The 24,714-nt window shown below is 70.5% G+C and carries 26 protein-coding genes; 14 read left to right on the top strand and 12 right to left on the bottom strand.

The annotated features are described in order from the left end of the window. The first annotated feature begins 52 nt into the window (after window positions 1-52). The 10 genes from ACODT0_RS02650 to ACODT0_RS02605 all read left to right on the top strand — a co-directional run bounded on the left by ACODT0_RS02650 (window position 53) and on the right by ACODT0_RS02605 (window position 8,329). Entirely contained in the window at window positions 53-1,417 is a 1,365-nt protein-coding gene (locus tag ACODT0_RS02650; RefSeq protein WP_057592678.1) for an aromatic ring-hydroxylating oxygenase subunit alpha, read from the top strand. Between the two features lie 20 nt (window positions 1,418-1,437). Continuing rightward, entirely contained in the window at window positions 1,438-2,247 is an 810-nt protein-coding gene (locus tag ACODT0_RS02645) for an SDR family NAD(P)-dependent oxidoreductase (protein WP_413765525.1), read from the top strand. A gap of 26 nt (window positions 2,248-2,273) precedes the next feature. Further along, the gene (locus ACODT0_RS02640; RefSeq protein WP_413765526.1) at window positions 2,274-2,864 is read left to right on the top strand and encodes a 3-phenylpropionate/cinnamic acid dioxygenase subunit beta; all 591 of its coding nucleotides are present in this window, start codon (window positions 2,274-2,276) and stop codon (window positions 2,862-2,864) included. Between the two features lie 9 nt (window positions 2,865-2,873). After that, complete coding sequence (locus tag ACODT0_RS02635; protein ID WP_093352531.1) at window positions 2,874-3,068, top strand: hypothetical protein; 195 nt, start codon at window positions 2,874-2,876, stop codon at window positions 3,066-3,068. An 80-nt stretch (window positions 3,069-3,148) separates the two neighbouring features. After that, complete coding sequence (locus ACODT0_RS02630; RefSeq protein WP_489040490.1) at window positions 3,149-4,132, top strand: Bug family tripartite tricarboxylate transporter substrate binding protein; 984 nt, start codon at window positions 3,149-3,151, stop codon at window positions 4,130-4,132. 17 nt (window positions 4,133-4,149) lie between these two features. Next, window positions 4,150-5,118: a Bug family tripartite tricarboxylate transporter substrate binding protein gene (locus tag ACODT0_RS02625; RefSeq protein ID WP_489040489.1), complete on the top strand. Its 969-nt coding sequence runs from the start codon at window positions 4,150-4,152 to the stop codon at window positions 5,116-5,118. A 44-nt stretch (window positions 5,119-5,162) separates the two neighbouring features. Then, window positions 5,163-5,951 (top strand): class II aldolase/adducin family protein, encoded by a 789-nt coding sequence (locus tag ACODT0_RS02620; protein WP_413765529.1) that lies wholly within the window; start codon window positions 5,163-5,165, stop codon window positions 5,949-5,951. Between the two features lie 16 nt (window positions 5,952-5,967). Beyond that, window positions 5,968-7,389: a MocR-like pyridoxine biosynthesis transcription factor PdxR gene (gene pdxR / locus ACODT0_RS02615; RefSeq protein WP_489040488.1), complete on the top strand. Its 1,422-nt coding sequence runs from the start codon at window positions 5,968-5,970 to the stop codon at window positions 7,387-7,389. Window positions 7,390-7,509: 120 nt separating this feature from the next. Then, entirely contained in the window at window positions 7,510-7,974 is a 465-nt protein-coding gene (locus ACODT0_RS02610; RefSeq protein ID WP_057592721.1) for a carboxymuconolactone decarboxylase family protein, read from the top strand. A 118-nt stretch (window positions 7,975-8,092) separates the two neighbouring features. Continuing rightward, window positions 8,093-8,329 (top strand): hypothetical protein, encoded by a 237-nt coding sequence (locus tag ACODT0_RS02605; RefSeq protein ID WP_057592671.1) that lies wholly within the window; start codon window positions 8,093-8,095, stop codon window positions 8,327-8,329. A gap of 21 nt (window positions 8,330-8,350) precedes the next feature. On the opposite strand, the gene ACODT0_RS02600 is transcribed toward ACODT0_RS02605, so the two are convergent. From ACODT0_RS02600 to ACODT0_RS02590, 3 genes are read right to left on the bottom strand one after another with little or no spacing between them, the layout of a single operon-like run. Then, window positions 8,351-11,011, bottom strand: a complete 2,661-nt coding sequence (locus ACODT0_RS02600; protein ID WP_489040487.1) for an AAA family ATPase — start codon at window positions 11,009-11,011, stop codon at window positions 8,351-8,353. Next, window positions 11,008-12,141 (bottom strand): metallophosphoesterase family protein, encoded by a 1,134-nt coding sequence (locus ACODT0_RS02595; protein ID WP_489040486.1) that lies wholly within the window; start codon window positions 12,139-12,141, stop codon window positions 11,008-11,010. The genes ACODT0_RS02600 and ACODT0_RS02595 overlap by 4 nt, the downstream gene beginning before the upstream one ends. Window positions 12,142-12,199: 58 nt before the next feature. After that, window positions 12,200-13,144 (bottom strand): LysR family transcriptional regulator, encoded by a 945-nt coding sequence (locus tag ACODT0_RS02590; RefSeq protein WP_057592669.1) that lies wholly within the window; start codon window positions 13,142-13,144, stop codon window positions 12,200-12,202. Between the two features lie 124 nt (window positions 13,145-13,268). On the opposite strand from ACODT0_RS02590, the gene ACODT0_RS02585 reads away from it, so the two are divergent. Further along, window positions 13,269-14,780, top strand: a complete 1,512-nt coding sequence (locus tag ACODT0_RS02585; RefSeq protein ID WP_489040485.1) for a CoA-acylating methylmalonate-semialdehyde dehydrogenase — start codon at window positions 13,269-13,271, stop codon at window positions 14,778-14,780. 128 nt (window positions 14,781-14,908) lie between these two features. Here ACODT0_RS02585 and ACODT0_RS02580 read toward each other — a convergent pair whose 3' ends face one another. From ACODT0_RS02580 to ACODT0_RS02570, 3 genes are all read right to left on the bottom strand, one after another. Then, a complete protein-coding gene (locus ACODT0_RS02580; RefSeq protein ID WP_489040484.1) occupies window positions 14,909-15,643 on the bottom strand; it encodes a Fic/DOC family protein in 735 nt (244 codons plus the stop codon). Continuing rightward, window positions 15,627-15,947 (bottom strand): hypothetical protein, encoded by a 321-nt coding sequence (locus ACODT0_RS02575; protein ID WP_479669372.1) that lies wholly within the window; start codon window positions 15,945-15,947, stop codon window positions 15,627-15,629. Before ACODT0_RS02575 ends, ACODT0_RS02580 begins: the two co-directional genes overlap by 17 nt. 107 nt (window positions 15,948-16,054) lie before the next feature. Further along, complete coding sequence (locus ACODT0_RS02570; protein WP_261211142.1) at window positions 16,055-16,510, bottom strand: surface-adhesin E family protein; 456 nt, start codon at window positions 16,508-16,510, stop codon at window positions 16,055-16,057. Window positions 16,511-16,764: 254 nt separating this feature from the next. Here ACODT0_RS02570 and ACODT0_RS02565 point away from each other — a divergent pair, with 254 nt between their 5' ends. Continuing rightward, complete coding sequence (locus tag ACODT0_RS02565; protein ID WP_261211141.1) at window positions 16,765-17,145, top strand: RidA family protein; 381 nt, start codon at window positions 16,765-16,767, stop codon at window positions 17,143-17,145. A gap of 77 nt (window positions 17,146-17,222) precedes the next feature. Here ACODT0_RS02565 and ACODT0_RS02560 read toward each other — a convergent pair whose 3' ends face one another. From ACODT0_RS02560 to ACODT0_RS02545, 4 genes are all read right to left on the bottom strand, one after another. After that, entirely contained in the window at window positions 17,223-17,765 is a 543-nt protein-coding gene (locus ACODT0_RS02560; protein ID WP_057591196.1) for a hypothetical protein, read from the bottom strand. Between the two features lie 160 nt (window positions 17,766-17,925). Beyond that, complete coding sequence (locus ACODT0_RS02555; protein ID WP_489040483.1) at window positions 17,926-18,828, bottom strand: class I SAM-dependent methyltransferase; 903 nt, start codon at window positions 18,826-18,828, stop codon at window positions 17,926-17,928. A 31-nt stretch (window positions 18,829-18,859) separates the two neighbouring features. Further along, a complete protein-coding gene (locus tag ACODT0_RS02550; protein WP_489040482.1) occupies window positions 18,860-19,969 on the bottom strand; it encodes an LLM class flavin-dependent oxidoreductase in 1,110 nt (369 codons plus the stop codon). A 15-nt stretch (window positions 19,970-19,984) separates the two neighbouring features. After that, entirely contained in the window at window positions 19,985-21,058 is a 1,074-nt protein-coding gene (locus tag ACODT0_RS02545; protein ID WP_489040481.1) for an LLM class flavin-dependent oxidoreductase, read from the bottom strand. 131 nt (window positions 21,059-21,189) lie between these two features. Here ACODT0_RS02545 and ACODT0_RS02540 point away from each other — a divergent pair, with 131 nt between their 5' ends. Beyond that, window positions 21,190-21,534, top strand: a complete 345-nt coding sequence (locus tag ACODT0_RS02540) for a DUF3088 domain-containing protein (RefSeq protein WP_489040480.1) — start codon at window positions 21,190-21,192, stop codon at window positions 21,532-21,534. Between the two features lie 24 nt (window positions 21,535-21,558). On the opposite strand, the gene msuE is transcribed toward ACODT0_RS02540, so the two are convergent. After that, window positions 21,559-22,155, bottom strand: a complete 597-nt coding sequence (gene msuE, locus ACODT0_RS02535) for an FMN reductase (RefSeq protein ID WP_489040479.1) — start codon at window positions 22,153-22,155, stop codon at window positions 21,559-21,561. A gap of 284 nt (window positions 22,156-22,439) precedes the next feature. Between msuE and ACODT0_RS02530 the strand changes: the two genes are divergently transcribed. Next, window positions 22,440-23,681: an acyl-CoA dehydrogenase family protein gene (locus tag ACODT0_RS02530; protein WP_489040478.1), complete on the top strand. Its 1,242-nt coding sequence runs from the start codon at window positions 22,440-22,442 to the stop codon at window positions 23,679-23,681. A 6-nt stretch (window positions 23,682-23,687) separates the two neighbouring features. Here the strand turns inward: ACODT0_RS02530 and ACODT0_RS02525 are convergent, their stop codons facing one another. Then, window positions 23,688-24,641 carry a LysR family transcriptional regulator gene (locus ACODT0_RS02525; RefSeq protein ID WP_413765540.1) on the bottom strand — a complete coding sequence of 318 codons (954 nt, stop codon included), beginning with the start codon at window positions 24,639-24,641 and terminating at the stop codon, window positions 23,688-23,690. Between the last annotated feature and the right edge of the window lie 73 nt (window positions 24,642-24,714).

Below are 24,714 nucleotides of genomic sequence, written 5' to 3'. Positions count from 1 at the left end.
GCGCCGCTCTCCGATTCCCCACCCGACGCACACGACGACAAGGACGCAACGAATGACGACGACGACACCGATGGTCTATCACCGGATGGTCGACCTCAAGCAGGGCACGATCAGCCGCGAGATCTTCTCGAGCAAGGACGTGTACGAGGAAGAGCTCGAGAAGGTGTTCACGCGCGCCTGGCTCTTCGTGGGCCACGAGAGCCAGATCCCCAAGCCCGGCGACTACTTCACCTCGCGCATGGGCGCGGAGTCGGTGATCCTCACGCGCGACAAGAAGAACAAGGTGCACGTGTTCCTCAACTCCTGCCGCCACCGCGGCATGAAGGTGTGCCAGTACGACCACGGCAACACGCAGCTCTTCACCTGCCCCTATCACAGCTGGAGCTACACCACCGAGGGCAAGCTGTTCGGCGTGCCGCAGTTCAAGGCCATCTACGACGGCTGCCTCGAGAAGGAGAACTGGTCGCTGATCGAGGTCGCGCAGCTCGCGATCTACAAGGGCACGGTGTGGGCCACCTGGGACAAGGACGCGCCCGACTTCCTCACCTACCTGGGCGACGCGCGCGCGCACCTCGACCTCGCGCTCGACTGCCGCGACGGCCGCGAGGGCGGCTCCGAGGTGCTGGTGGGCGTGCAGAAATGGGTGATCCCCTGCAACTGGAAGTTCGCGGCCGAGAACTTCCTCGGCGACACCTATCACAACGTGAGCCACCGCTCGGTCGACCTGATCGGCATCGGCCCGAGCGCCGAGGTCGGCGTGAAGGGCCGGCGCGACAACGAGCTCGAGTACGCGCAGCACCTGTGGGTGAACTTCCCCGCCGGCCACGGCGTGCACAGCGCGCTGCTGCCGGAAGACACGCCCTTCGTCGACACCTACAAGAACAACCCGGTGATCGCCGAGTACTTCCGCCATTGCCACGAGGAGCGCAAGCGCCGGCTCGGCGCCGAGAAGAACCGGCTGGTGCCCTTCGTCGGCACCATCTATCCGAACACCTCGTTCCACGGCAAGCAGCCGCGCAACCTCTGCGTGTGGCATCCCAACGGGCCGGAGTCGACCGAGGCCTGGCGCTTCTTCCTGGTCGACGCCGACGCCCCGCAGGAGGTGAAGGACTTCCTGCGCACCTACTACATGCGCTATTCGGGTCCGGCCGGCATGACCGAGCAGGACGACATGGAGAACTGGAACTACGCCACCGCGGGCAGCCGGGGCACCATCGCCAAGCGCTATCCCTACAACTACCAGCAGTCGATGGGCAAGGTCACGACCGAGGGTCCGGTGCCCGGCAACGTCAGCCTGCAGGTCAGCGAGGAGAACCCGCGCCAGTTCTACCGCCGCTGGCGCGACTACATGGACGGCGCCGACTGGGACACCCTGCTGGGCCGCCACGACACCGGCGCGGCGAGCTTCGCCGAATGACGGCAGCGGAATCAACAGGCATGGCGCACCAGCCCGTCACCCTCGTCACCGGCGGCACCTTCGGCCTCGGCGAAGCCATTGCGCTCGAGCTGGCCCGGCGCGGCCACCGCGTGCTGGCCTTCGGGCTCGCGCAGCCGCAGGTCTCGAGCACCGCGCAAGGCCTCGAGGGCGTGCGCGCCGCGGCCGAGGCCGCGGGCCTGGCCGAGCGCATCGAGGTGCTCGAGGCCGATGTGTCGAGCGCCGCCGATGTCGAACGCGTGGTCGAACGCGCGCTGTCGCGCTTCGGCCGCATCGACGGCCTGGTCAACAACGCCGCCATCGGCCCGCTCGGCACGGTGCTCGACACGAGCGAGGAGATGTTCGACCGCATCCTGGCCGTCAACGTGAAGGGCGTGTACCTCGCCTCGCGCGCCGTCATCCCCACGATGGCCGCGCAGGGCGGCGGCTCGATCGTCAACATCGGCTCGGGCGCCGGCCACGGCAAGCCCAACATGGCGGCCTACGCGGCCAGCAAGGGCGCGGTGCTCGCGCTCACCACCGCGATGGCCTACGACCACTTCCACCAGCACATCCGCGTGAACCTCGCGATCCCCGGCGGCGGCGGCATCGTCTCGGGCATGAGCGTGGGCCGCGTGGGCGGCGACGCCGCGCTGTTCGCGGGCCGCAAGGTCGCGGGCACGGTGGCGGGCCGCCCGGCCAACGGGCGCGACCTGGCCAACGCCGTGGCCTTCCTGCTGTCCGACGACGCCGCCACCGTCTCTGGCACGGTGGTCGACGTCGGCTGCTTCGCGAACCAGGGCGGACCGATCCCGCCCGCACCGAATTCCTGACCGAACCTCCCACGAAGGACGCATCGATGACCGAGACCCTCACCGAACCGACCGCCGTCGCCAGCCCGCCGCCGAGGCCGCCACGCGACGCGCGCTACTACGAACTCAAGCGCGAGATCGAGGAGTTCCTCTACGACGAGGCCGAGATGCTCGACCAGCGGCGCTTTCGCGAATGGCTGGACACGCTGACCGAGGACCTTGTGTACTTCATGCCGATGATGTTCAACGTCAAGTTCGGCCAGCACGAGACGCGCGAGAAGACCCGCTACGAGAAGGACATGAGCTGGTTCAACGAGGGCAAGTGGACCCTGACCAAGCGCGCCGAACAGATCCTCACCGGCGTGCACTGGGCCGAGGAGCCGCTGTCGCGGCTGTGCCGCCTCGTCACCAACGTGCAGCTCACCGCGATCGGCGAGAACGCGGCCGGCCAGCAGGAGGTGTCGGTGCTCAGCGGCTTCCTGATCTACCAGAACCGCTGCGAGCACGAGGAGTACTACTTCGCCGGCAAGCGCAGCGACGTGCTGCGGCGCGTGGACGGCCGGTGGCAGCTCGCGCGGCGCGAGATCCGGCTCGGCCAGAACGTGCTGCTGGCCAAGAACCTCACCATGTTCTTCTGAGGCCCGCCCATGCTGAACATCATGCACCTCGAGGCGGGCCGCCGGCTCGAACTGCGCAGCGGCGCCATCGGCGAGATCGTCGAGAACATGGGCGACGGCATCTGGGTGCAGCTGCGCATCCTGAGCGCGCCGCGCGGCGACTTCGCCGCGGGCGACGAAGAGCTGATCCATTGCGAGGACATCAAGGACCTCGCGCCCGACTGACATCGACACACGACGGGCAGGACCGGGCCATCGAAGCCCGGCCGTCCGTCGACGCCACCCACGAACCGGAGACAAGCCCCATGAAGACCCTTTCGACGCGCCTGAGGGCGCGTGCGCTCGCGAGCGCCGCCCTCGCGCTTTGCGCCTTCGCCGCCACGGCGCAGCCCTTTCCTTCCCGGCCGGTGACGCTGGTCGTTCCTTTCGCGCCAGGCGCCTCGGCCGATGGAATCGCGCGCATCGTCGGGCGCGAACTCTCCACTGCGCTGGGCCAGCCCGTGGTGGTCGACAACAAGCCCGGCGGCGGCGGCGCCACCGGCCTGATCGGCGTGGCGAAGTCCGCGCACGACGGCTACACCATCGGCATGGGCGCCACCGGCGCGATCGTGGTCAATCCGAACCTGCCCGATGCCGCGCCGCTCAAGCCGCAGGAGCAGCTCGCGCCGGTCGCGAAGGTGGCCGACATCCCGCTGGTGCTGGTGGCCGGCGCGAAGACCGGGCTGCGCGACCTGCGCGGCTTCATCGAGAAGGCGCGCGCCACGCCCGAGGGCACGAGCTACGGCACCACCGGCCAGTACACCGCGCAACACCTCGCGGGCGAACTGCTGGCCAGCATGGCGAAGCTCAAGCTGGTCGCCGTGCCTTACCGCGGCAGCGGCCCCGCGGTCACCGACCTGCTCGGCGGCCAGTTGCCGGTGGCGGTGGTCGACCTGACCTCGGCCTATCCGCACATCAAGAGCGGCGCGCTGGTGGCGCTCGGCGTGACCAGCGCCACGCGCAGCGCGGTCGCGCCCGAAATTCCGACCCTCGCCGAGGGCGGCGTGCCCGGCTATTCGGCCACCGCGTGGATGGGCCTGTTCGCACCCGCCAAGGCACCGCCCGAGGCGATCGAGAAGCTCGCGGGCGCGATCCAGGCCGTGGTCGCCAAGCCCGAGGTGCAGTCGCAGATCGTCGGGCTCGCGGCCGAACCGCGCTACCTCGGGCCGGCCGGTTTCAAGAGCTTCATCCACGCCGAGTCGGACAAGTGGGCGGGCGTGATCGCCTCCATTCCCGCGCCGCAGAAGTAGTCCGCCAAGGAGACGCCATGAACCGCATCAAGAAGCTCGCAAGCCTGCTCGGCCTCGCCGTGCTGGCCGGCGCCAGCACCGCCGCGCCCTGGGCGCCCACCAGGCCGGTGCGCATCATCGTGCCGATCACCGGCAGCACCAACGACACGGTGGCGCGGCTGGTGCAGCCGAAGCTGCAGGAGGCACTGGGCCAGCCGGTGATCGTCGAGAACCGGCCCGGCGCGGGCGGCAACATCGGCGCCGACTACGTCGCCAAGTCGCCGCCCGACGGCCACACGCTGCTGGTGGGCTACAACGGGCCGATCGCGATCAACGCCACGCTGTTCCGCAAGATGCCCTTCGATCCGCGCAAGGACCTGGCGCCGATCACGCTGGCCGTGACCTCGCCGCAGTACCTCGTGGTCAATGCCGACCTGCCCGCGAAGACGCCGGCCGAGTTCGTGGCGCTGGCCAAGGCGCGCAAGGGCGGGTTGTCGTATGCCTCGGTGGCGGTGGGCAGCGCCTCGCACCTCACGATGGAGATGCTGAAGTCCGCCGCGCAGGTCGACATCACGCACGTGCCGTACAAGGGCGCCGGGCCGGCGCTGGTCGACCTCGTGGCCGGCAACGTGCAGAGCGCCTTCCTGGTGCCGGGCAACGTGCAGCAGTTCGTCAAGGACGGCCGGCTGCGCGTGATCGCGACCACGGGCGAGAAGCGCTTCGCGAACGTGCCCGAGGTGCCGACGATGGTCGAGTCGGGCTACCCCGATTTCGTCGCCACCTCGTGGGTCGGCTTCCTCGCGCCCGGCGGCACGCCGCGGCCCGTGATCGACCGGCTCAATGCCGAGATCGTGAAGATCGTGCGCTCGCCCGAGATCAGCGCGAAACTCCGGGAGCTGGAATTCGACGTGGTGGCCGGCTCGCCCGAGGATTTCTCGCGCTGGATCGACAAGGAAGTGGACCGCTGGGGTGCGGTCATCAAGTCGACCGGCGCCACCGTCGACTGACCAGCGCACCCACGATCCGAACGAAGAACCCAGGAGACACACGAATGACGATGGATGCGGCCTCGGCCCCACCCGCTCCCCCCGCGCCGGCCGGCATGCCGGCCGCCGAATGGACCGCCCGGCTCGACCTGGCCTGCTGCTACCGGCTGTTCGACCACCTCGGCTGGACCGAGCTGATCTTCAACCACATCACGCTGCGCGTGGACGAGGCCGGCGAGGGATCGGAAGCGCGCTACCTCATCAACCCCTTCGGCCTGCACTACGCCGAAGTCACGCCACTGAACCTGATCCGCACCGACATCGGCGGCAACTCGCAAAGCGAGAGCGCCTACACGGTCAACAAGGCGGGCTTCGTGATCCACAGCGCCGTGCATGCCGCGCGGCCCGATGCGCACTGCATCATGCACGTGCACACCACCGCGGGCTGCGCCGTCGCGTCGAAGGAAGAGGGCCTGCGGCACGACAACTTCTACAGCGCGATGATGTACGGCGACGTGGCCTACCACGACTACGAGGGCGTGACCACGAACCTCGACGAGCAGCCGCGGCTGGTGCGCTCGCTCGGCCAGGCCAACCACCTGATCCTGCGCAACCACGGGCTGCTGGCCGCGGGGCCCGACATCCCGACCGCCTTCAACCGCCTGTGGACCCTGCAGCGCGCCTGCGAGATCCAGCTCGCCTCCGATGCCGGGCGCGGGCCGAACCGCGCGATTCCCGCCGAGATCCTCGAGACCGTGCCAGCCACGCGCGTCGCGGGGCGCGGCCCCGTCAACCGGCTGGTGTTCGAAGCCATGCTGCGGCGCGCGGGCATCTCGCGCGCGATGTTCGGCTGAGCGGGCACCGCACGCCATGGCCGCCGGCAGCAAGGGCACCCTTCCCCCGCTGGACCGCGAATCCGCCGAGCCCTTCTACCGCCAGATCTACGAACGCTTTCGCAACGCCATCGCGAACGGCACGCTGAACCCGGGCGACCGCATCCCCTCGGCGCGCGCGCTCACGCAGGAGCTTGGCCTGGCGCGCGGCACCATCGATGCCGCCTACGGCCTGCTCTCGGCCGAGGGCTACATCCAGGCGCGCGGGCAGGCGGGCACGGTGGTGTCGCCGGGCCTGCGGCCGCGCATGCCCCTGGCGCGCGAACGGCCAGCGCCCGCGGCCAGGCCCTACGCGCCGAGCTTCCGGCCCGATTCGATCCTGCCGTTCCAGATGGGCCTGCCCGCGCTCGACGTCTTCCCGCGCAAGATCTGGGCACGACTCGGCGCACGCGCCGCGCGCGCGATGCAGCCCATCGACATGACGCATCCGGCGGTGCCGGGCCTGCCCGCGCTGCGCGCCGGGATCGCCGCCTACCTGCATGTGTCGCGCGGCATCGACTGCGCACCCGCGCAGGTCTTCCTCACCTCGGGCTACCGCCACACGCTCGAGCTGGTCGCGCAGGCGCTGCTCGAACCGGCCGACCGCGTGTGGTTCGAGAACCCCGGCTATCCGCCCACGCGCGAACTGCTGGCGGCGATGCGGCTCGCGGGCGTGGCGGTGCCGGTGGACGCCGAGGGCCTGGTGGTGGACGAAGGCCTGCGGCTCGCCCCGAAGGCGCGCGCCGCGGTGGTCACGCCCGCGCACCAGAGCCCGCTGTGCGTCTCGCTGTCGCTGCCGCGCCGGCTCGCGCTGCTCGACTGGGCCCGGCGCAACCGGTCGTGGATCGTCGAGGACGACTACGACGGCGAGTACCGCTATGCGGGCCGCCCGCTGCCCGCGCTCAAGAGCCTGGACCGCGACGGCCGCGTGATCTATGCCGGCACCTTCAGCAAGGTGCTGTTCCCGAGCCTGCGGCTGGCCTACCTCGTCGTGCCCGAGGCGCAGGTCGGGCGCTTCGAGCAGGCCTTGTCGATGTTCGCGGGCGGCAGCCCGCAGCTCACGCAGGCGATCGTCGCCGACTTCATCGCCGAGGGCCACTTCGCGCGGCACATCCAGCGCATGCGCAGGCTCTATGCCGAGCGCCGCAATGCCACGCGCGCCGGCCTCGAGCGCGTGCTCGGCGCCAGGGTGCGCATCGACGAACAGCCCGGCGGCATGCACCTGATCCTGCGGCTGCAGGGCCGGCGCTCCGACCGCCGGCTGGTCGCGCGGATGCGCGAGGAAGGACTGTTCGCGGAGGCGCTGACCGACTGGGCCGTCGACCGGGACATCGCGCCCGCGCTGATGGTGGGGTTCACGAACGTCGATTCGCAGGCCACGGCCGAGGCGCTGGCGCGGCGGATCCTGAAGCTGCTGTGAGCGAGCGGGAAGGCCGGATCATGGCCTAGTGCGCAAGGCCGATCTTGGCTCTTTCGAACTATGCCAAGCACGGGCACCATGAAGTCCTTCATCGCCACATCGCATCCAGAGGATTCCGTCATGACCCATCGCATCGACTACGCCAAGGTTTCGCCCGAAGGCTACAAGGCCTTCGGCGGGGTGTACGCCGCGCTCCAGAAGAGCGGCCTGCCCAAGGAACTGGTCGACCTCGTCTACCTGCGCGTCTCGCAGATCAACGGCTGTGCCTACTGCATCGACATGCATTCGCGCGACCTGCTCAAGGGCGGCCTCGCCGTCGACAAGCTGGTGCTGGTGCCGGTGTGGCACGAGGCCGGCGCCGTGTTCAGCGCGCGCGAACGCGCCGCGCTGGCCTGGTCGGAATCGGTGACCCGCGTGGCCGACACCGGCGTGCCCGACGCCGACTACCAGGCCGCCAGAACCGAATTTAGCGAGAAGGAACTGGTCGACCTGACCTATGCCATCGGCCTGATGAATGCCTTCAACCGCCTTGGCGTGACCTTCCGCGCCACGCCGGCCGCGGCCGTGGCCGCCGCCAAGGCCTGAAGCGGCGGCCGCTCCCACGCGCAGGAGGCATTCAGTTACAGGCCCCATCGGCGCCGTCCGACGCACCGCCCCGAGCCCCCGCCACGATCATTCCCGCCATATTCCCGGAGGTTCCCAAATGGCTGTGGCGCAAAAGAACTGGATGACGGACGGCGGCGGCCCCAAGGAGGCATCGCTCGCCACATGGACCGTGCTCGTGTCGCTGGTGGTGGTGGTCGTGACGATGGGCTGCCTCTACCTCGCGGTCCAGCGAGAGCGGGCGGCCGTGGCGCAGGCACCCGTGTCGGCCGTGTCGGTGCAGACGCAACCCGAAGAGATATCCCTGGCGAGCATGCCGGTCGGGCTGGCGAAGTAAGGCCAGCCGGGCCAAGCCCGCTCAGGCCAGCGGCCGCAGCGCCACCCCCATGTCGCGCCAATCCTCCGGATGGCAGGTGAACAGCAGCACCTGGTGCCGCTGCGCCGCATCGAACAGCACCCGCTTCATCTGCGCCAGGCGCAACGCATCGCTGTGCACCAGCGCGTCGTCGAGGATCAGCAGGGTCGGACGGCCCGCCTCCTGCAACAGGTCGGCATAGGCGAAGCGGCTGATGAGCCGCAGCTGCTCGCGCGCGCCGAAGCTCAACTCCTGCAACTGACCGCTCTCCACCGCGCCGCCCAGGCGCGCGCGCGTGAGCGTGGCGGGCGCGAGTCCCGCATCCATCTCGACCGTGGCGCCGGGCATCAGCAACGGCAGGTAGTGCTGCATGCGCGCCTGCAGCGGTGCCTGCAGCCGGGTCAGCGTGGCCTGCCGCTTCTGCTCCAGCTTGCGGCACAGCAGCGACAGCGCCTCGGCACGGCGCTGCAGGTCGCCCTGCCGGCGCTGCGCCTGCGCGAGCTGGCCGGCCAGCGCCTCGCGCTGTTCCTCGAGGCCCTGGGCACCGGACTGCTGCAAGGCGCTCTCGAGCACCAGCAGTTGTTCGCGCCGCTGCTGGTGGCCGCGCATCAGTTGCTCGATGCTGCGCCGCAGCCGCTCGATGTCCTGCAGCACGATGTCGGGTCGCGCGGCCTGCAATTCGGTCTCGGTGAGATCGATGCGCGCGGCCAGGGCATCGGCCTCGGCGCTCGCGGCCAGCAGTTGCTGGTTCGCCTGCGCCTGGCGCTGCTGGCGGCCCGGGTCGGCCAGCGTGGCCTGGGCCGCGGCCAGTTCGCGCCGCGCTGCCTCGCTCGCGCCCTGCGCGGCCGACTGGCGGCGCTGCGCCTCGCCCAGGGTCTTGCGCAGCGCCTGCTCGGCCGCCACGGCGGCTTCCTGCGCGGCCTCGGCCTCTTCCATCGAGGGCAACTCGCCCGCGGGCGTTGCGGGCAGCCGTTCGAGCGCGACCTGCGCGCCCGCATGGCGTGCCTGCGCCTGGGCGTGCTCGCCGCGCAGCGTGTCGATGCCGCGCGGCGCGACGATCGCCAGCGCCTGCTGCGCGAGCCGGGTCTGGGCCTCGAGGTCGGCCGCGGCGCGCTGCCGCGCCTGGGCCTGCGCGACCTCGTCCACGCCGAGCGAGCGCAGCGCCGCCTGCAGCGCCTCGCGCGCATCGGCATGCTGGCGCGCCAGGCCCGCGAGATCGTTGCCGCCGGGCGTGATGATCAGTTGGCCGCCGCCGGGCAGGTGCAGCGTGGCGGGCGCATCGACGAGCCGTTCGCCCTCGGCGCGCAGCTCGTGGCTTTCGCCGCGCGCCTGCAGGCGCAGCGCCTGGCCTTCGGGCAGCATGAACTGCAATCGCGTGGCGACAGCCTGGCGGCGCAGGTCGGCATCGCGCTCGGCGCGCTCGAGCTTGAGCAGCCGATCGAGTTCGGCCGGCTGGATCGCCGGTGTGGAGCCGGCCGTGGCGCGCAGGGCAGCGAGCCGCTCCTGCGCATCCTCGGCACGCGCGAAGTTCTCGGCATGGCGCACGACCTCGGCCTGGGCCTGCTGCAGTTGCTGCTGCAGGCCGCGCCGCTGCGCTTCCTGGCTCGCCGCGCGCCAGGCCTCGCGCGCGGCATCGACGCGCCGTTGCGCCGCATCGGCCTGCGTGCGCGCCTGGGCCACGGCCTCGTCGCTCTCGCGCAACTGGCGCTCGGCCTCGTCGGCGGCCCGCTCGCGCGCCTGCGCCGTCGCCTGCTGCTGCGCCAGGCCTTCGAGTGCCTTGGCGAGCAGGTCGCGCGTCTCCTGCAGCTGCCGCAACCGTGCGCGGTCGCCAAGCAATTGCGCCTGGCCGGCCTGCAGCGCTTCGTTGCGCGTCTGCGCGGCCTGCAATTCCTCGCGCAGCGCATCCCAGGGCCGGGCCGTCTCGTCGGCCTGGTGCTGCTGGCGCATCAGCGCGAGCTGGTCGACCTGCTCGCGGTAGGTGGTGATCTGCGCATCGAGCGCGGCACGCTGCGCCTGCAGTGTGGCCGCCTGTTCGATGACTTCGGCATAGGCGGCGCGTGGCTTGCCGGTCGAGGTCAGGAGTTCGTCGCGCTGCGCGCGCAGGCTGTCGAGCAGCGCATCGCCGCCGCTCGCGGCCAGCGGCGCCGCGGCATCGCCGGCCGGGTCGCGCAGCGCATCGTGCAGGTGATCGCGCGCATGGCTCACGTCGAGCTCCTGGCCGCGTCCCTGCTCCACCCACAGCAGACCCGGAATGCCCCAGTTCTCGGGCCGGCTCGCGCCCTTGGCCGCGAACGAGAAGCCGAACAACTGCGCCAGGTGGTCCTCGGCCTCGGTGCCCTCGAGGCTGCGCGCGCCGGCATCGAGCACGCAGCGCTTCTTCGCGAGGAAGCTCTTCATCAGCCGGTGCGGCTGGCCGTCGAGCAGGAAGTCGAGCTCGACCTGCGGCGCGGCGCCCGTGCCCTCGCCCCAGGGGCGCAGGTCCTCGACCTGGGTGGAACGGTGGCGCTCGAAGAAGGCCGCGCGGATGGCGCGCACCAGCGTGCTCTTGCCGGCCTCGTTGGCGGCCGCGACGATGTTGAGCCCGGGCTCGAAGCCATCGAGCTCGAAGGGCGCGCGAAAGCGTCGCAGCTGCTCGACGCGCAAGCGGGTGATCTGCAGCTTCATGGCCGGGCCCCCTCCGCCGCGCCGCGCGCGAGTTCGGCCGCGAGCAGCGCGAGTGCGTCCTGCGCGATGCGCGCCTGCGCCGGGTCCGCCCCGGCCTGGGCCTCGCGCAGCTCCTGCATCACCTCGCCAAGGTAGCCGTCGGCGCGCAGGCCGGCGATGTCCTCGTCGGTGGGCTCGAGCCGCAGCGCCGACAGGTCGGCCTGCAGATGGCGCGCGCGCGCCTCCGCGCGACCGATCGCGGCCTGCAGCCGCTGCAGCCCCGCGAGGTCGATGCGGCCCTGCACGCGCAGGTCGACCACGTCGTGCGCATCGAGCCCCTCGAGCTGCGCTTCGAGCGCATCGACGTCGGTCGCGACCTGCAGCACGCCGGCGATGGCCTGCCAGCGGAAGCGGCCGACCTGGAGCTGGGTGACGCGCGGCTCGGCACCGGGCGCGTCGATCTCGACCAGCAGCGCCTGGCCCGAGCCGTTGTCCTTGAAGCGGTCGGGCTCGGGCGTGCCCGCGTACCAGGTGCGCGCGTCGATGCGCTTGCAGCCGTGCCAGTCGCCGAGCGCGAGATAGTCGAGCCGCGCGCTCGCCGCGCGCTCGGGCGCGATCGGGTTGGCCGAATCGATGTCCTCCGACAGCAGGCCCTGCACGCTGCCGTGCGCGAGGCCGATGCGCAGCAGGCCCGCGGGCGTGTCGGCCTCGTCGAACCAGGCCGTGAGGTCGTTGTAGGTGTGGCGCTGCGCGAGCGGCGCGGGCAGCACCGCGAAGCCCTGGGCCTCGAACAGGCGCGGCTCGGGCGCGAGCAGCGGGTGCACGTGGGACGGCACCGCGCCCAGGCGCTGCGCGCGCGTCCACACGCTCTCGGCCAGCGCGGCGTCGTGGTTGCCGGGAATCAGCAGCCAGGGGCCCGGATAGGCGGCCAGTGCATTGAACAGCCGGCGCAGCGTGCGCTCGGAGACGGTCTGGGCATCGAACACGTCGCCCGCGACCAGCACCGCGTCGACCCGGTGCTCGAGCGCGAGCGCGGCGAGGCGTTCGACCACGGCGATGCGCGCCTCGGCCAGGATCGGCGCGTGCTCGGGGTCGAAGCTCGCGAACTGGCGGCCGATCTGCCAGTCGGCCGTGTGGAGAAAACGTGTCATGAAAGGATGGGAGGGTGCGGCGCTCTCGCGCCGTGGCGTTGCATTGTCGGTGCTTCGCTCACGCGTCGAAGCCCTCGGCCAGCGTCTCGCGCAGCCAGGCCACGAACACGGCCACGGCGCGCGGCACATGGGTGGCATAGGGACGGATCGCATAGAGCTTCTCGCCGAAGGCACCGACCGAGCGCCATTGCGGCAGCACTTCCTGCAGCTTGCCCGACTGCAGCGCCGACTGTGCGCTGAAATCGGGCACCAGCGCGATGCCCAGGCCGCTCACGGCCGCGTCGCGCAGCGCCTCGCTGTTGTTGGCCACCAGCGGCCCCGACACCGGCACCGTGATGCGCTGCACCGCCGCCTTCGAGGCCGCGGCCCGCGCCTCGAAATGCCAGGTCGGCGTTTCCTGCGCGCGCGGGTAGTGCAGGCAGTCGTGCTCGGCCAGCGCCTGCGGCTCGCGCGGCGTGCCGCGGCGGCGCAGGTAGGCACGGCTCGCGACCAGCACCGAGCGGGTGTCGCACAGGGTCCAGGCGACGTGGGTGTCGGGCGGTGCGGCCGTGTGGCGGATCGCGAGGTCGAAACCCTCCATCGCGAGCGAGCTCAGGCGGTCCGACATGTCGAGCTCGATGCGCACCTCGGGCTGCGCGCGCAGGAAGGCCGCGAGCCGCGGCACCAGTTGCTGGCGCGCCAGCGCCACCGGCGCGGTGACGCGCACCAGCCCGCGCGGCACGCCGGCCAGGTCGCGCACGCCCTCGAAGCTGTGGGCGATCTGCTCGAAGGGCCCGCGCATGTCCTCCACCAGCCGCTGGCCGGCCTCGGTGAGCCGCACGCTGCGCGTGGTGCGCTGCACCAGCGAGGCGCCGGCCGCGCGCTCGAGCTCGGCGATGCGCTGGCTCATGGCCGCCTTGCTCACGTTGAGCCGCAGCGCCGCCGCCGTGAAGCTGCCCTGCTGCGCCAGCACCGTGAGCCAGTGCAGGTGGGTCCAGAGCGACTCGATATTTTGGGTCTTCATGGATCCATTGTTCACTATCGCAAACAATAAGTTCAAGCTTCGCGTCTAGGCGGCGGCGGCCTCGCTGCCTAAACTGCCCTCGATCCCCGCATTCCCGCCTCCTTTCACACCAGAGACACGCACCATGCCCATCCAGTCCATCGATCACTACATCGCCGGCAAGGCCGTCGCCAACACCTCGGGCCGCACGCAGGACGTGACCAACCCGGCCACCGGTGCCGTCACCGGCCGCGCCGGCCTGGCCGATGCCAGCCAGGTCGCCGCCGCCGTGGCCGCCGCGCAGGCCGCCTTCCCGGCCTGGGCCGACACCCCGCCGCTGCGCCGCGCGCGCGTGATGTTCAAGTTCCTCGAGCTGCTCAACCAGCACAAGGACGAGCTGGCCCACCTGATCACCGCCGAGCACGGCAAGGTGTTCACCGACGCGCAGGGCGAAGTCAGCCGCGGCATCGACATCGTCGAGTTCGCCTGCGGCATTCCGCAGCTGCTCAAGGGCGACTTCACCGACCAGGTCTCGACCGGCATCGACAACTGGACCCTGCGCCAGCCGCTGGGCGTTGTCGCGGGCATCACGCCCTTCAACTTCCCGGTGATGGTGCCGATGTGGATGTTCCCGGTGGCGATCGCCGCGGGCAACACCTTCGTGCTCAAGCCCAGCCCGACCGACCCGAGCCCCTCGCTGCGCATCGCCGAGCTGCTCAAGCAGGCAGGCCTGCCCGACGGCGTGTTCAACGTGGTGCAGGGCGACAAGGCCGCGGTCGACGCGCTGCTCGAGCATCCCGACGTCAAGGCCATCAGCTTCGTGGGCTCGACCCCGATCGCCAACTACATCTACGAAACCGGCGCGCGCCACGGCAAGCGCGTGCAGGCCCTGGGCGGCGCCAAGAACCACATGGTGGTGATGCCCGACGCCGACATCGACCAGGCCGTCGACGCGCTGATCGGCGCGGGCTACGGCTCGGCCGGCGAGCGCTGCATGGCGATCAGCGTCGCGGTGCTGGTGGGCGATGCGGCCGAGAAGATCATGCCGAAGCTGATCGAACGCACCAAGACCCTGAAGGTGCTCGACGGCGAGAACCTCGAGGCCGAGATGGGCCCGATCGTTACGCGCGCCGCGCACGAGCGCATCACCGGCTACATCGCCCAGGGCGAGAAGGAAGGCGCGAAGCTGCTGGTCGATGGCCGCCAGTTCGACGGCGCCAAGGCCGGCAAGGGCTGCGACGACGGCTTCTGGATGGGTGGCACCCTGTTCGACCACGTCACGCCCGAGATGCGCATCTACAAGGAAGAGATCTTCGGCCCGGTGCTGTCGTGCGTTCGCGTCGCCAACTTCAAGGACGCCGTCGATCTCGTCAACGCCCATGAGTTCGGCAACGGCGTGAGTTGCTTCACCCGCGACGGCAACGTGGCACGCGAGTTCGGCCGCCGCATCCAGGTCGGCATGGTCGGCATCAACGTGCCGATCCCGGTGCCGATGGCCTGGCACGGCTTCGGCGGCTGGAAGCGCTCGCTGTTCGGCGACATGCACGCCTATGGCGAGGAAGGCGTGCGCTTCTACACCAAGCAGAAGTCGATCATGCAGCGCTGGCCCGAGAGCACGCCGAAGGGGGCGGAGTTCGTGATGCCTACGGCAAAGTAAGCGACTCGACGTTTCGTTCGCTGATTGAACGCCCCCTCGAGGGGCAATGCAGCCGCCGCCGGGGAACCCGTTGGCGGCTGCGTGCATTGGGGGTCATGGCACGGGCCGACGACGGAATGGGGACTGCTTCATACGTCGGGGTCGATGCGGTAGTCCCGTTGCTGCTCGAACTCGCGGTACTTCTGCGACACCTGCTCATCGGTGTATTCGCCCTCGACGGTGTCCTCGATGCCTCGGCCGCTCAGACCCGGCAGCCCACCGATCGCGCCGCCCCACAGGTGCCGCTCCTGCGGCACGCCCACGAACGCCAGCAGATACGCATCGAGGATCCCCTTGCCCGGCGACGCGATCTCCGTGCTCAGTGCCGCAAGGTAGTCGGCCTTCCGTGTCCGGTGCCACTCGATGCAGAAACCGGCGCGATGGCACAGCTCGCTATGGATCACGAGCATCGTCCGCCCGTTGCCGTCCAGAAACGGATGCCCATAGGCGAACAGCCCCATGACCTCTCCGGGCCGCTGCCGCAATTGCCGCGGGTTGGCGGCCATGCGCAGTCCGGCCTCCACCGCGCGACGCGCATCGCGCGGATGACTGAACCACGTGCCGGCCTTGGAGACGGCCGAATCGGGCGCCGTGGCCGCCCGGTCCTGTCCCGCCCAGGGGTAGAAGGCCGAGAACAGGATCCTGTGGACTTCCAGGAACTCCGCGTAGGCCACGGTCCGCCGCGTCGCGAGGAACGCCAACGCTTCATCGAGCCCCGCTCGAAACAGCTGGTGCTCGAGTTCCTGGACGATCTGCGGGTCCTTCTCCGCGTAGAGATTGCGGAGATAGCCCCGCTCGTCGAAGTCCTTAAACGGATCGAACACGCTGCTTCTGTTCGCGCAGGTAATTGATCAGCAAGGTGGCCATGTCCTGGGTGGAGAGCTTGCCCGCCCGCTTCAATGCAATGAGCAGGTCCTGCACATCGCCGGAGCGGACCTCGTCGCCCGCCAGCCGCGTGACCGTGTCCGCCCATTGATCGGCGGGTGTACGGGTGTAGCGCACACCGAGCTCGTGCGCGAGATTCCGGACGAAGGCCTCGACACCGCTGACAGGCAGCACCAGACCGCGGGGGAGCGTGCGCCCCTTGTGCGCGCGCGAAGGCGTGTGCGTGCGATCCTGGAGTTTCATGGGTGTGTCGATGGCCCCCGCATTTTATCACCCCGCCCGAAAATTATTCAAAAACCTCAATTACATCAACAACTTACATGCTGCCAACGAACCGACGGCCAGCCGACTCAGCTCGCCCGCATCCGGCAAGCCGCCCGCACGATCCGCGCCGTCGGATTCGGCGTCATGTCGAGAAAACGCATCGGCTTGGGCGAGGCGCTGTAGTCGGCCACATGGTGCGGCTCGCCGCGCCACAGCGGCTCGGCATAGAAGCGCGCCTGCACGTAGGTCGCGCTTTTCGCCTGGCAGTCGAAGACCACGCGCGACTCATACGAGCGATAGGGGATGCGGTCCCAGTTGAAGCGCGGGCCCGAGCGGTTCACGCGCACGTTCATCTCGATCAGCGGCTTCTCGGGCGCGGCTTCGCCTTCCGCGGGCGGCGGTGCCGCGATGCGGTTCGGATCGACCTGCACCGTGTCGGCCGCCTTGTCGAGCGGATCGCCGACCACGGTGAACCATGCGGGCTGCGCCCATGCCAGGCTGCCCGCCACTGAAAGACCCGCCGCCAGCCACCAATGCCTCACGCGTTTGCTCCTCGTTGTCGCGACCGGGCCCCGCCAGGTCGGCAGGGAAAATAACCGAAGAATCCGGTTCGCTGACACAGGAATTTACAGTTTGGGGCCTGCCGGATTTGTCGGACGCCGACGTGGAGGACCTGCGGAAAGCATGCCGTTGGCCCGCCCGACGCCGGACAAAGCTTGCGCGCCGGCCGCATGCCGAGGCGTTTTCCGACATGACGTCAACGCATGACCCACCGAATTTGCAAAGGATCGCACCCATGACCAGAAAGCTCATCAGCTCCGGCTCCACCTTCGAACAGCAGATCGGCTACTCGCGCGCCGTCGTCGCGGGCGACTGGGTGTTCGTCTCGGGCACCACGGGCTTCGACTACCGCACCATGACCATCTCGGACGACGTGGTCGAGCAGACCGAGCAATGCCTGAGGAACATCGAGGCGGCGCTGCAGGAGGCCGGCGCCAGCCTGCGCGACGTGGTGCGCGTGACCTACGTGCTGCCGAACGGCGCCGAGTTCGAGGCCTGCTGGCCGGTGCTGCGCAAGTACTTCGGCGAGGTGCGCCCCGCGGCGATGATGATCTCGGCGGGACTGGCCGATCCGCGCATGAAGATCGAGATCGAGGTGACGGCGCTGCGCGGTTGAGTGGATGGGAAGAGAGGCAACGCGCAGCCTCGACTCACCGCACGGGGCGGCAGCGAGCCGCGCTCGCCGCTACCTGCTCACAGACCATCGCTCACATAGAACGGCCGCGAGGCATAGAAGCGCTGTTTCGCGATGTCGGCGGTCAGCATCTCGACGTCCTTCTGGGCAATGCCGTACTGTCCCTTGAAGACCTGGGCCGCGATCCCCTTGGCGATCTGCCGGAACGACTGCGTACCGACGTCGCGGCCATTGACCGCCAGGATGTACAGGGCCTCGGCGATATAGCCCATGGCCTCGTTCTCGTACCCCGAATGCTTGCCCAGCGTCAGCATGTCGAGGTGCGCATGCGTCGCCTCGTGGATCACCAGCGCGCGGTCGCGCTCGTCGAGCAGGTTCAGTGTTTCCGCCACGTCCATGACACCGAATCTGGCGTCGTACTCCGCGGCATTGCCCTTCCCGACGTTCGTGCCGATCCGGATCTTTCCGGTTTCGACGGCGCGCGCGACGTCACGGTAGGCGCTCGGCCAGACCCTCAGGTTGTTGATCGCGAAGTTGTGCTTCGCGATCGCCCTGTCGTATTTCAGGATCTGGATGACATGACTCTTCACGGTGGCGTTCACTGACGGCTCCTCGACGGTTGTCCCAAAGAAGCCTGGATTCTGCGAAGACCACGGGCCTTGCGACCATATGCTGTTGGAGGTGGCAGCACCCCGTCGGGGCCGCGCTTACGGCCGATCACATTTGGGAGTGCCCCGGCCGCTCGGGGCCGAGGCGTGTCCGTCAGAGCACTCCAGGCGCCCGCCGGACGATGTCCCGTACCCGGAGGCGCCGCGGCTTCACGAAACGCAGCGTCATGCGGTCCGATTCACCGATGGCGAGGTACTTCGCGCGGTCCACGTCGCCCCCGCGCAGCGTCGGCGGCAATGCCCAGACGCCGTTCGCATGGTCGCGCGTGTCGCGCGGATTGGCATTGATCTCGCTCTCGCCGTCGAACACGAAGCCGGCCGCGCGGGCGCGCGCGATCACGAAGTCCTGCGCCACGTAGCCGCTGTCGATGGTCCGCGCGAGCGAGGTGCCGGGCAGCGCGCGATGCTCCTCCACCCCGAGCACGCCACCGGGCTTGAGCACGTCGTAAAAGGCGCGCAAGGTCTCGTCGAAATGGCCGTCGGCGATCCAGTTGTGGATGTTGCGGAAGGTCAGCACCGCGTCGGCGCCACCCGGCGGATGGATGTCGGTGAAGCGGCCGGTGGGCAAAGTGCCGAGCACCACGCGGCCGTAGTGGGCTGGATCGTCCGCGAGTTTCTTCGCGAAGGCCGCGCGGGCGCGTTGCTGCTCGGGCGTGCCGTCGGCCGGCGCATGGGCCGCGTAGAGGCGGCCTCGGGCTTTCAGAAAGGGCGCGAGGATCTCCGTGTACCAGCCGCCGCCCGGTGCGATCTCGACCACCGACCACTCGGGCCGCAGGTCGAAGAAGGACAGCGTCTCGAGCGGATGCCGCGCGCCGTCGCGCGCGCGGTTGGCCGCGCTGCGCTGCGGGCCGTCGATCGCCGACTGCAGCGCGGCGAGCGCGGGATCGGTCGCGCCCATGGCAACGGGCGCGACGGCGGCCGAGGCCAGGCCCAGCAGCAGCGCGCGGCGCCGGTCCGAGTGACGGCCGGGCATGGCGACAAGGGATGCGATGGACATGGGACGCTGCTCTTTCTCGAAATGGACGCTCTCAGGCCAGGGCGGCATCCGCGCGTGCCGCGAGCGATCGCGCGGCCGCGCCGGCCACGCGCGGCAGCACATGATCGGCGAAGCGGCGCATTTCCGCTTCGAAGGGCTGGAACTGCAGCATGAACAGCTCGATGCCGGCCGCGTGGAAAGCCTCGATGCGGCGCGCCACGCTGTCGTAGCTGCCCACGAGCTCAGCCGCGGTGCCGCCGTTCGAGCCCACGCGCGGCGACTTCCGCGCGGTCTGGAACATCACGGCCTTGGGATCGATGTTGGGTTTGTTGGCCGCGCGCAGCGGCGCGTCGAGCGCCGCGAGCGCGAGCAGCCGCGCATGCTCGGTGCGTGCCTCCTCGTCGGTCTCGCGCGCGACCACGAAGGCCGAGAGCCCGAACTGCAGCGGCGCCCAGCCGGCCGGCCGCTCGCGCCGCCGCAGGTCGGCGATCAGCGCCTGCACGTCGGCCAGCGGCTGGCCGTTGATGAACCAGGTGTCGCCGCGATCGGCCACCAGCGCGCGCGCCGGCTCCGATTCGCCGCCCACGTAGATGCGCGGCCGCGCACGGTGCAGGCCCGCCGGGCTCAGCCGGTAGTCGTCGAGCCTGAAATGCTCGCCCGCGAAGCGCGTGCGCTCGCCGCGCAGCAGCGACTCCACCACCTCGATCCATTCGCGGCCATAGGCATAGCGCGCATCGTGCTCGGCGAAGGGAATGCCGGCGCGCTCGAGCTCGGGCCGGTTCCAGGCATTGACGAGGTTGATCGCGAAGCGCCCGCCGCTGATCTCCTCGATGCCCAGCGCCATCTTCGCGAGCACCGCCGGGTGATAGAGGTAGGGCTTGATGGCCGCGATGATCTCGATGCGCGAAGTGAGCGCGGCCAGCGCCGCGGCCGCCGTCCAGGCCTCGAGCTGGGCGCTCTCGCCATCGTGCGGATTGACCGTGTGCTGCGCCACCAGCACCGAATCGAAACCGAGCCGCTCGGCCTCGAGCACCAGCGCGCGGTTGCGCCGCCAGGAGGCGTCGTAGGGTTCGTCGGGATCCTGCAGCGCGGCGCGGCTGCCGTGCACCAGCGCCCAGATGCCGAAGCGGGGGCCGGGCCCGTGGGAAGAAGCAGAGATCATGGCGATGAGGAAGGGTTATGCCGCGGCATCGCGCAGCAGCGGCAGCAGCTGCTCGCCCTGCCGGCGGATCTCGTGGAGGTAGGGCGTGTCGGACAGCACGAAGTGCGTGATGCCCAGCGCCTGGTACTTGCGCAGCGAGCGCGCGACGTCCTGCGCCGAGCCCACCAGCCAGGTGGTGGCGGCACCGCCGCCGCCGTACTTGCCGGGCGTGGTGTAGAGGTTGTCGTCGAGCACCTCGCCGCGCTCGTGCAGCTGCAGCAGCCGGCGCTGGCCCACGGCCTGCGCGCGGTCGGGCTCGCCGGGCGCCGCGCCGCGCGCCATCTGCGCCACCTTGGCCTCGGCATCGGCCCAGGCCTCCTCGGTGGTGTCGCGCACCAGCGTCGTGACCCGCAGGCCGAAGCGCAGCGGCGGCAGATCGCGGTCGAGGCCGCGGCTCAGCGCCTTCAGCCGTTCGATGCGTTCCTCGATGCCGTCGCGCGGCTCGCCCCAGAACAGCTGCACGTCGGCCTCGGTCGCCGACACCCGCTCGGCCGCCTCGGAGGCGCCACCGAAATAGATCGTCGGATGGCGCCGCGTGCCGCGCACCTCGATGCGCGGCTGCACGGTGGCGTTCTCCACGCCGAAGTGCTCGCCACGGTACGTCACGCCCTCCTCGGTCCAGAGCCGGCGCACCAGGTGGATGAACTCGCGCGTGCGCGCATAGCGCTGCGCGGGGTCGCCCTCGCTGTCGCCATAGGCCGCGAGCTGGTCCTTGCCCGAGACGATGTTGATGCGCACGCGGCCGCCGCTCAGGTGGTCGAGCGTGGCCGCGGCCGATGCGAACTGCGCGGGCCGCCAGTAGCCCGGGCGGATCGCGATCAGCGGCTCGAAGGTGGTGGTGCGCGCGGCCAGCGCGGTCGCCACCGTGAAGGTGTCGGGCCGGCCCCAGCCGGCGCCGATCAGCGCACCCTTCCAGCCATGCGCCTCGAGCGCCAGCGCATGGCGGGTCAGCGTATCGAGGCTGTTGTGGCCCTCGACGGCGGCATCGCCGCGATGGCCGGCCACGACCTGGTTGGGGACGTACCAGAGGAATTCGGTGGGTTCGCTCATCGCCGTGCCTCCACCACCGGAACGCAAGCGCGCGATGCGGATATGCACATGTGCTTTTCTTCGTTCGCCCGCGAGCGGCTTCGCTCCATCGTTGGGTTCTTCATTTCACCGACTTCCAAAGGATTCCTCGCATGAGCCGCGACCGACTCTTCCTGCTAGAGGCAGGCTTCACCGACGACAGGCACCCGGGCGATGCCTTCGTCTGCCCCGACGGCCTGCCCATCGAGGGGCTGCTGGCCTCGGCGCCCGAACAGGCCGCGCGCCTCGAGGTGCACCGGCTGCCGTTCCCGCGCCCGCGCGCGGCCGTGGTGGCGCTGCTCGACGAGGCACACCAGAGCCTGCCGGTGCTGGTGTTCGGCGACGAGCCGCCGGCACCGGCCGACGCGCAGTCGCTCGGCGCCTTGCGCTTCGTGACCGACACGCGCCGCATCCTCGCGCTGCTGGCCAAGCGCCACGGCTTTCCGAAGGTACATTGACCCCCGAGCCGGGCGCGGCTGGCTTCAGGCCACCGCGTGCAATTGCGGCCGCGGCGCGGCGGCGCGCTCGGCCTGCGGCTGCAGTCGCCGCAGCACCGGCAGCGCACGCGAGACCGCCAGCGCGATGCGCGCGCGCAGCAGCTCGCTGCGCACCTGGTAGTTCTCGAAATCGCGGTCGGTGGCGTAGACACCGATCGGCAGCGTGTGCGACTGGAAGAAGCTGAACAGCGGCCGCAGCTGGTGGTCGATCACCAGCGCATGGCGCTCGCTGCCGCCGGTCGCGGCCAGCAGCACCGGCTTGTCGATCAGCGCATCGTGGTGCACGAAGTCGAGGAAGTGCTTGAACAGGCCGCTGTAGGCGCCGCGGAACACGGGGCTGGCGGCGATCACCAGGTCGGCCGACTCGAGGGCCACGAGGGCTTCCTCGACCGCGGCCGGCAATTGCGGGCGGTAGAGCACGGCGCCGAACTGCGGCACCAGGTTGCCGATCTCGATCACGCGCCTCTCGACCGGGATCGCCTGGGCGATGCCTTCGATCAGCTCCTCGACCAGCACCAGGGTGCGCGAGGGGCGTTGCAGGCCGCCGGACAGGGCGACGATCTTGAGGGGGGTTTGGGGCATGGGATGGATGGCGCGGCCGGCGGGCTGCGCGTGTGCAGACTAGGGCTGCGGCCATTCTGCGCGCCGTGCGCGGCGCGTGAACCTCGACTTTCGCATGTGCTTCTGCGAACTTCGTCTATGCGGCACACGGGGTGTGCCGCGCGCATGGCAGGCATGCGCGGCGGCCATGGGAGAAGCCGCATATGGGCCGCATATGGATGTGCGCAATCGTTCGTTCCGCGCGGCCGATGCGCGTCCCAGAATCGCGCCGGCCCTCTCCCTCCCCCTCTTCTCTCTTCCCCCGCATGACGCTCCCCACCTCCGCCATCGACCATCCCTGGGGCGCACCGCCCAGCGCGCGCTACGACGAACTCGCGCGGCCGTTCCGCGCCGTGTTCGCGCGCATCCGCGAGGGCGCGGTGGCACGCGACCTCGCGCACCAGCTGCCGCACGAGGAGATCGGCTGGCTGCGCGAGGCCGGCTTCGCACGGCTGCGCCTGCCGGTCGAACGCGGCGGCGCCGACGCCAGCCTGGTCGAGCTGTTCGCGCTGCTGACCGAGCTCGGCGCGGCCGACACCAACGTGGTCAATGCCCTGCGCGCGCACTTCGGCTTCACCGAGGACGTGCTGCTCGCGCCCGAGTCGCCGTGGCGTACGCATTGGCTCGAGCGGCTCGCCGCGGGCGAGCTCGTGGGCTCGGGCTTCTCGGAGACCGGCGACGCCAAGGTCGGCGCCTTCTCGACCCGGCTGCGCGCCACGCCGCGCGGCCTGCGACTCGACGGGCGCAAGTTCTACACCACCGGTTCGCTGTTCGCCGACTGGATCAACGCCGTGGCCGACGACGACGAAGGTCAGCCCACGATGATCTCGGTGCCGCGCCAGGCCGCGGGCGTGCAGGTGCTCGACGACTGGGACGGCTTCGGCCAGGCGCTCACCGCGAGCGGCACCGCCACCTTCGAGGACGTGGCGATCGATCCGCTGTGGGTCAACCCGAGCAAGCTGCGCTTTCCCTACGCCTCGCCCTACTTCCAGACCGTGCACCTGGCCTCGCTGGCCGGCATCGCGCGCGCCTCGAGCGACGACCTCGCGCAGCGCGTGCGCGAACGCGACCGCAGCTACAGCCACGGCAATGCCGCGCGCGTGTCCGACGATCCGCAGATCCTGCAGGTGGTGGGCCGCGGCCGCAGCGCGGCCTATGGCGCGAGCGCGATCGTGCTGCAGGCGGCCGGTGCGCTGCAGCGCGCGCACGATGCGCACCTCGATGCTTCGCTGCCCGACGAGGCGCGCGCCGCTGCCGCGGCCGCCTCGCACGTGGAGGTCGACCAGGCGGTCTCGGTCGTCACGCGGCTGGTGCTCGACGCGAGCACCGAGCTGTTCGACGCGCTCGGCGCCTCGGCCACGCTGCGCACCCACGGGCTGGACCGCTACTGGCGCAACGCGCGCACCATCTCCTCGCACAACCCGCGCGTCTACCGCGAACGCCAGGTCGGCGCCTTCGCGGTCAACGGCACGCCGCCGCCGACCTTCTACCGCGTCGGCAGGAGCTGAGCTCCGCTACTGCGCGAAGGCATCAAGCGCCAACGCACCGGCCGGCCGGTCGAAGCGCTGCTCGATCTGCTGGATCGCCTGCGCGAGGAACTGCAGGAACATGCCCATCGCCACCGCGGTGGTCTGGCCCGCGCGCTGGTAGAGGCAGCTGAACGAGCGCGCGCCCGCGTCGGCCAGGCCGGTCCACACCAGGCGGCCGGCCGCCACGTCCTCCACCACGTTCTCGGCGATCAGGAAGCCGATGCCGGTGCCGCCGGCCACCAGGCGCCGCACCATCGCGACCGAGCTGGTCTCCACCAGCGGGCGGGTCTGGCGGTGCGCGCGCAGGTCGATCTGGTCGACCATCGCGCGCAGCTCGGTATCGGGCGTCATCAGGATCAGCGGATGTTCGAGGCAGTCGCGCAGCCGCGGCAGCTTGCCCAGCGCCGTGAGCGGATGGCCGGGCGGCGTGACCAGCCCGAGCTGCTGCGCGAAGGCGCCGATCTCCTCCACGCCCGGCGGCGGCTTGCGGCGCAGGCAGTAGCCGATGTCGGCCTCGCCGGTCGCAACCCAGCGCAGGATGTTCTCGCCGCTGCCCGAGCGCACGCCGTAGGTCACGCCGGGGTAGCTCTTCATCGCGGCCTCGATCACCTCGGGCACCAGCTGCTCGGCCGAGGAGTGCGAGACCGCGAGGTTGATGTGGCCGCGGCGCAGCGAGCGCAGGTCCTCGACCTGGCTCAGCGCGCTGTCGAAGTCGCGCTGGCCGCGGCGCACCGCGGCAATCATGATCTCGCCCGCCGTCGTGAGCTGCATGCCGCGCGGCAGCCGGTCGAACAGCGGCGCGCCGACCTGCTCCTCGAGGTTGAGGATCTGCTGGTGCACGGCCGCGGCCGTGAGGTGCAGCGACTCGGCCGCCTTGCGGATCGAGCCGCGGCGGGCGACCTCGTCGAAGCAGCGGAAGGACTGGGAGATGGCGCGCATCGGGGCAATGTACGTTTTTTCCTGACGCACCGTTCGAAACAATCAGATTTTCCTGACGGCTCGGGCGGCCTAG

Source organism: Variovorax sp. FG153, assembly GCF_057809595.1.
This window is presented reverse-complemented; position numbering and strand designations above follow the sequence as displayed.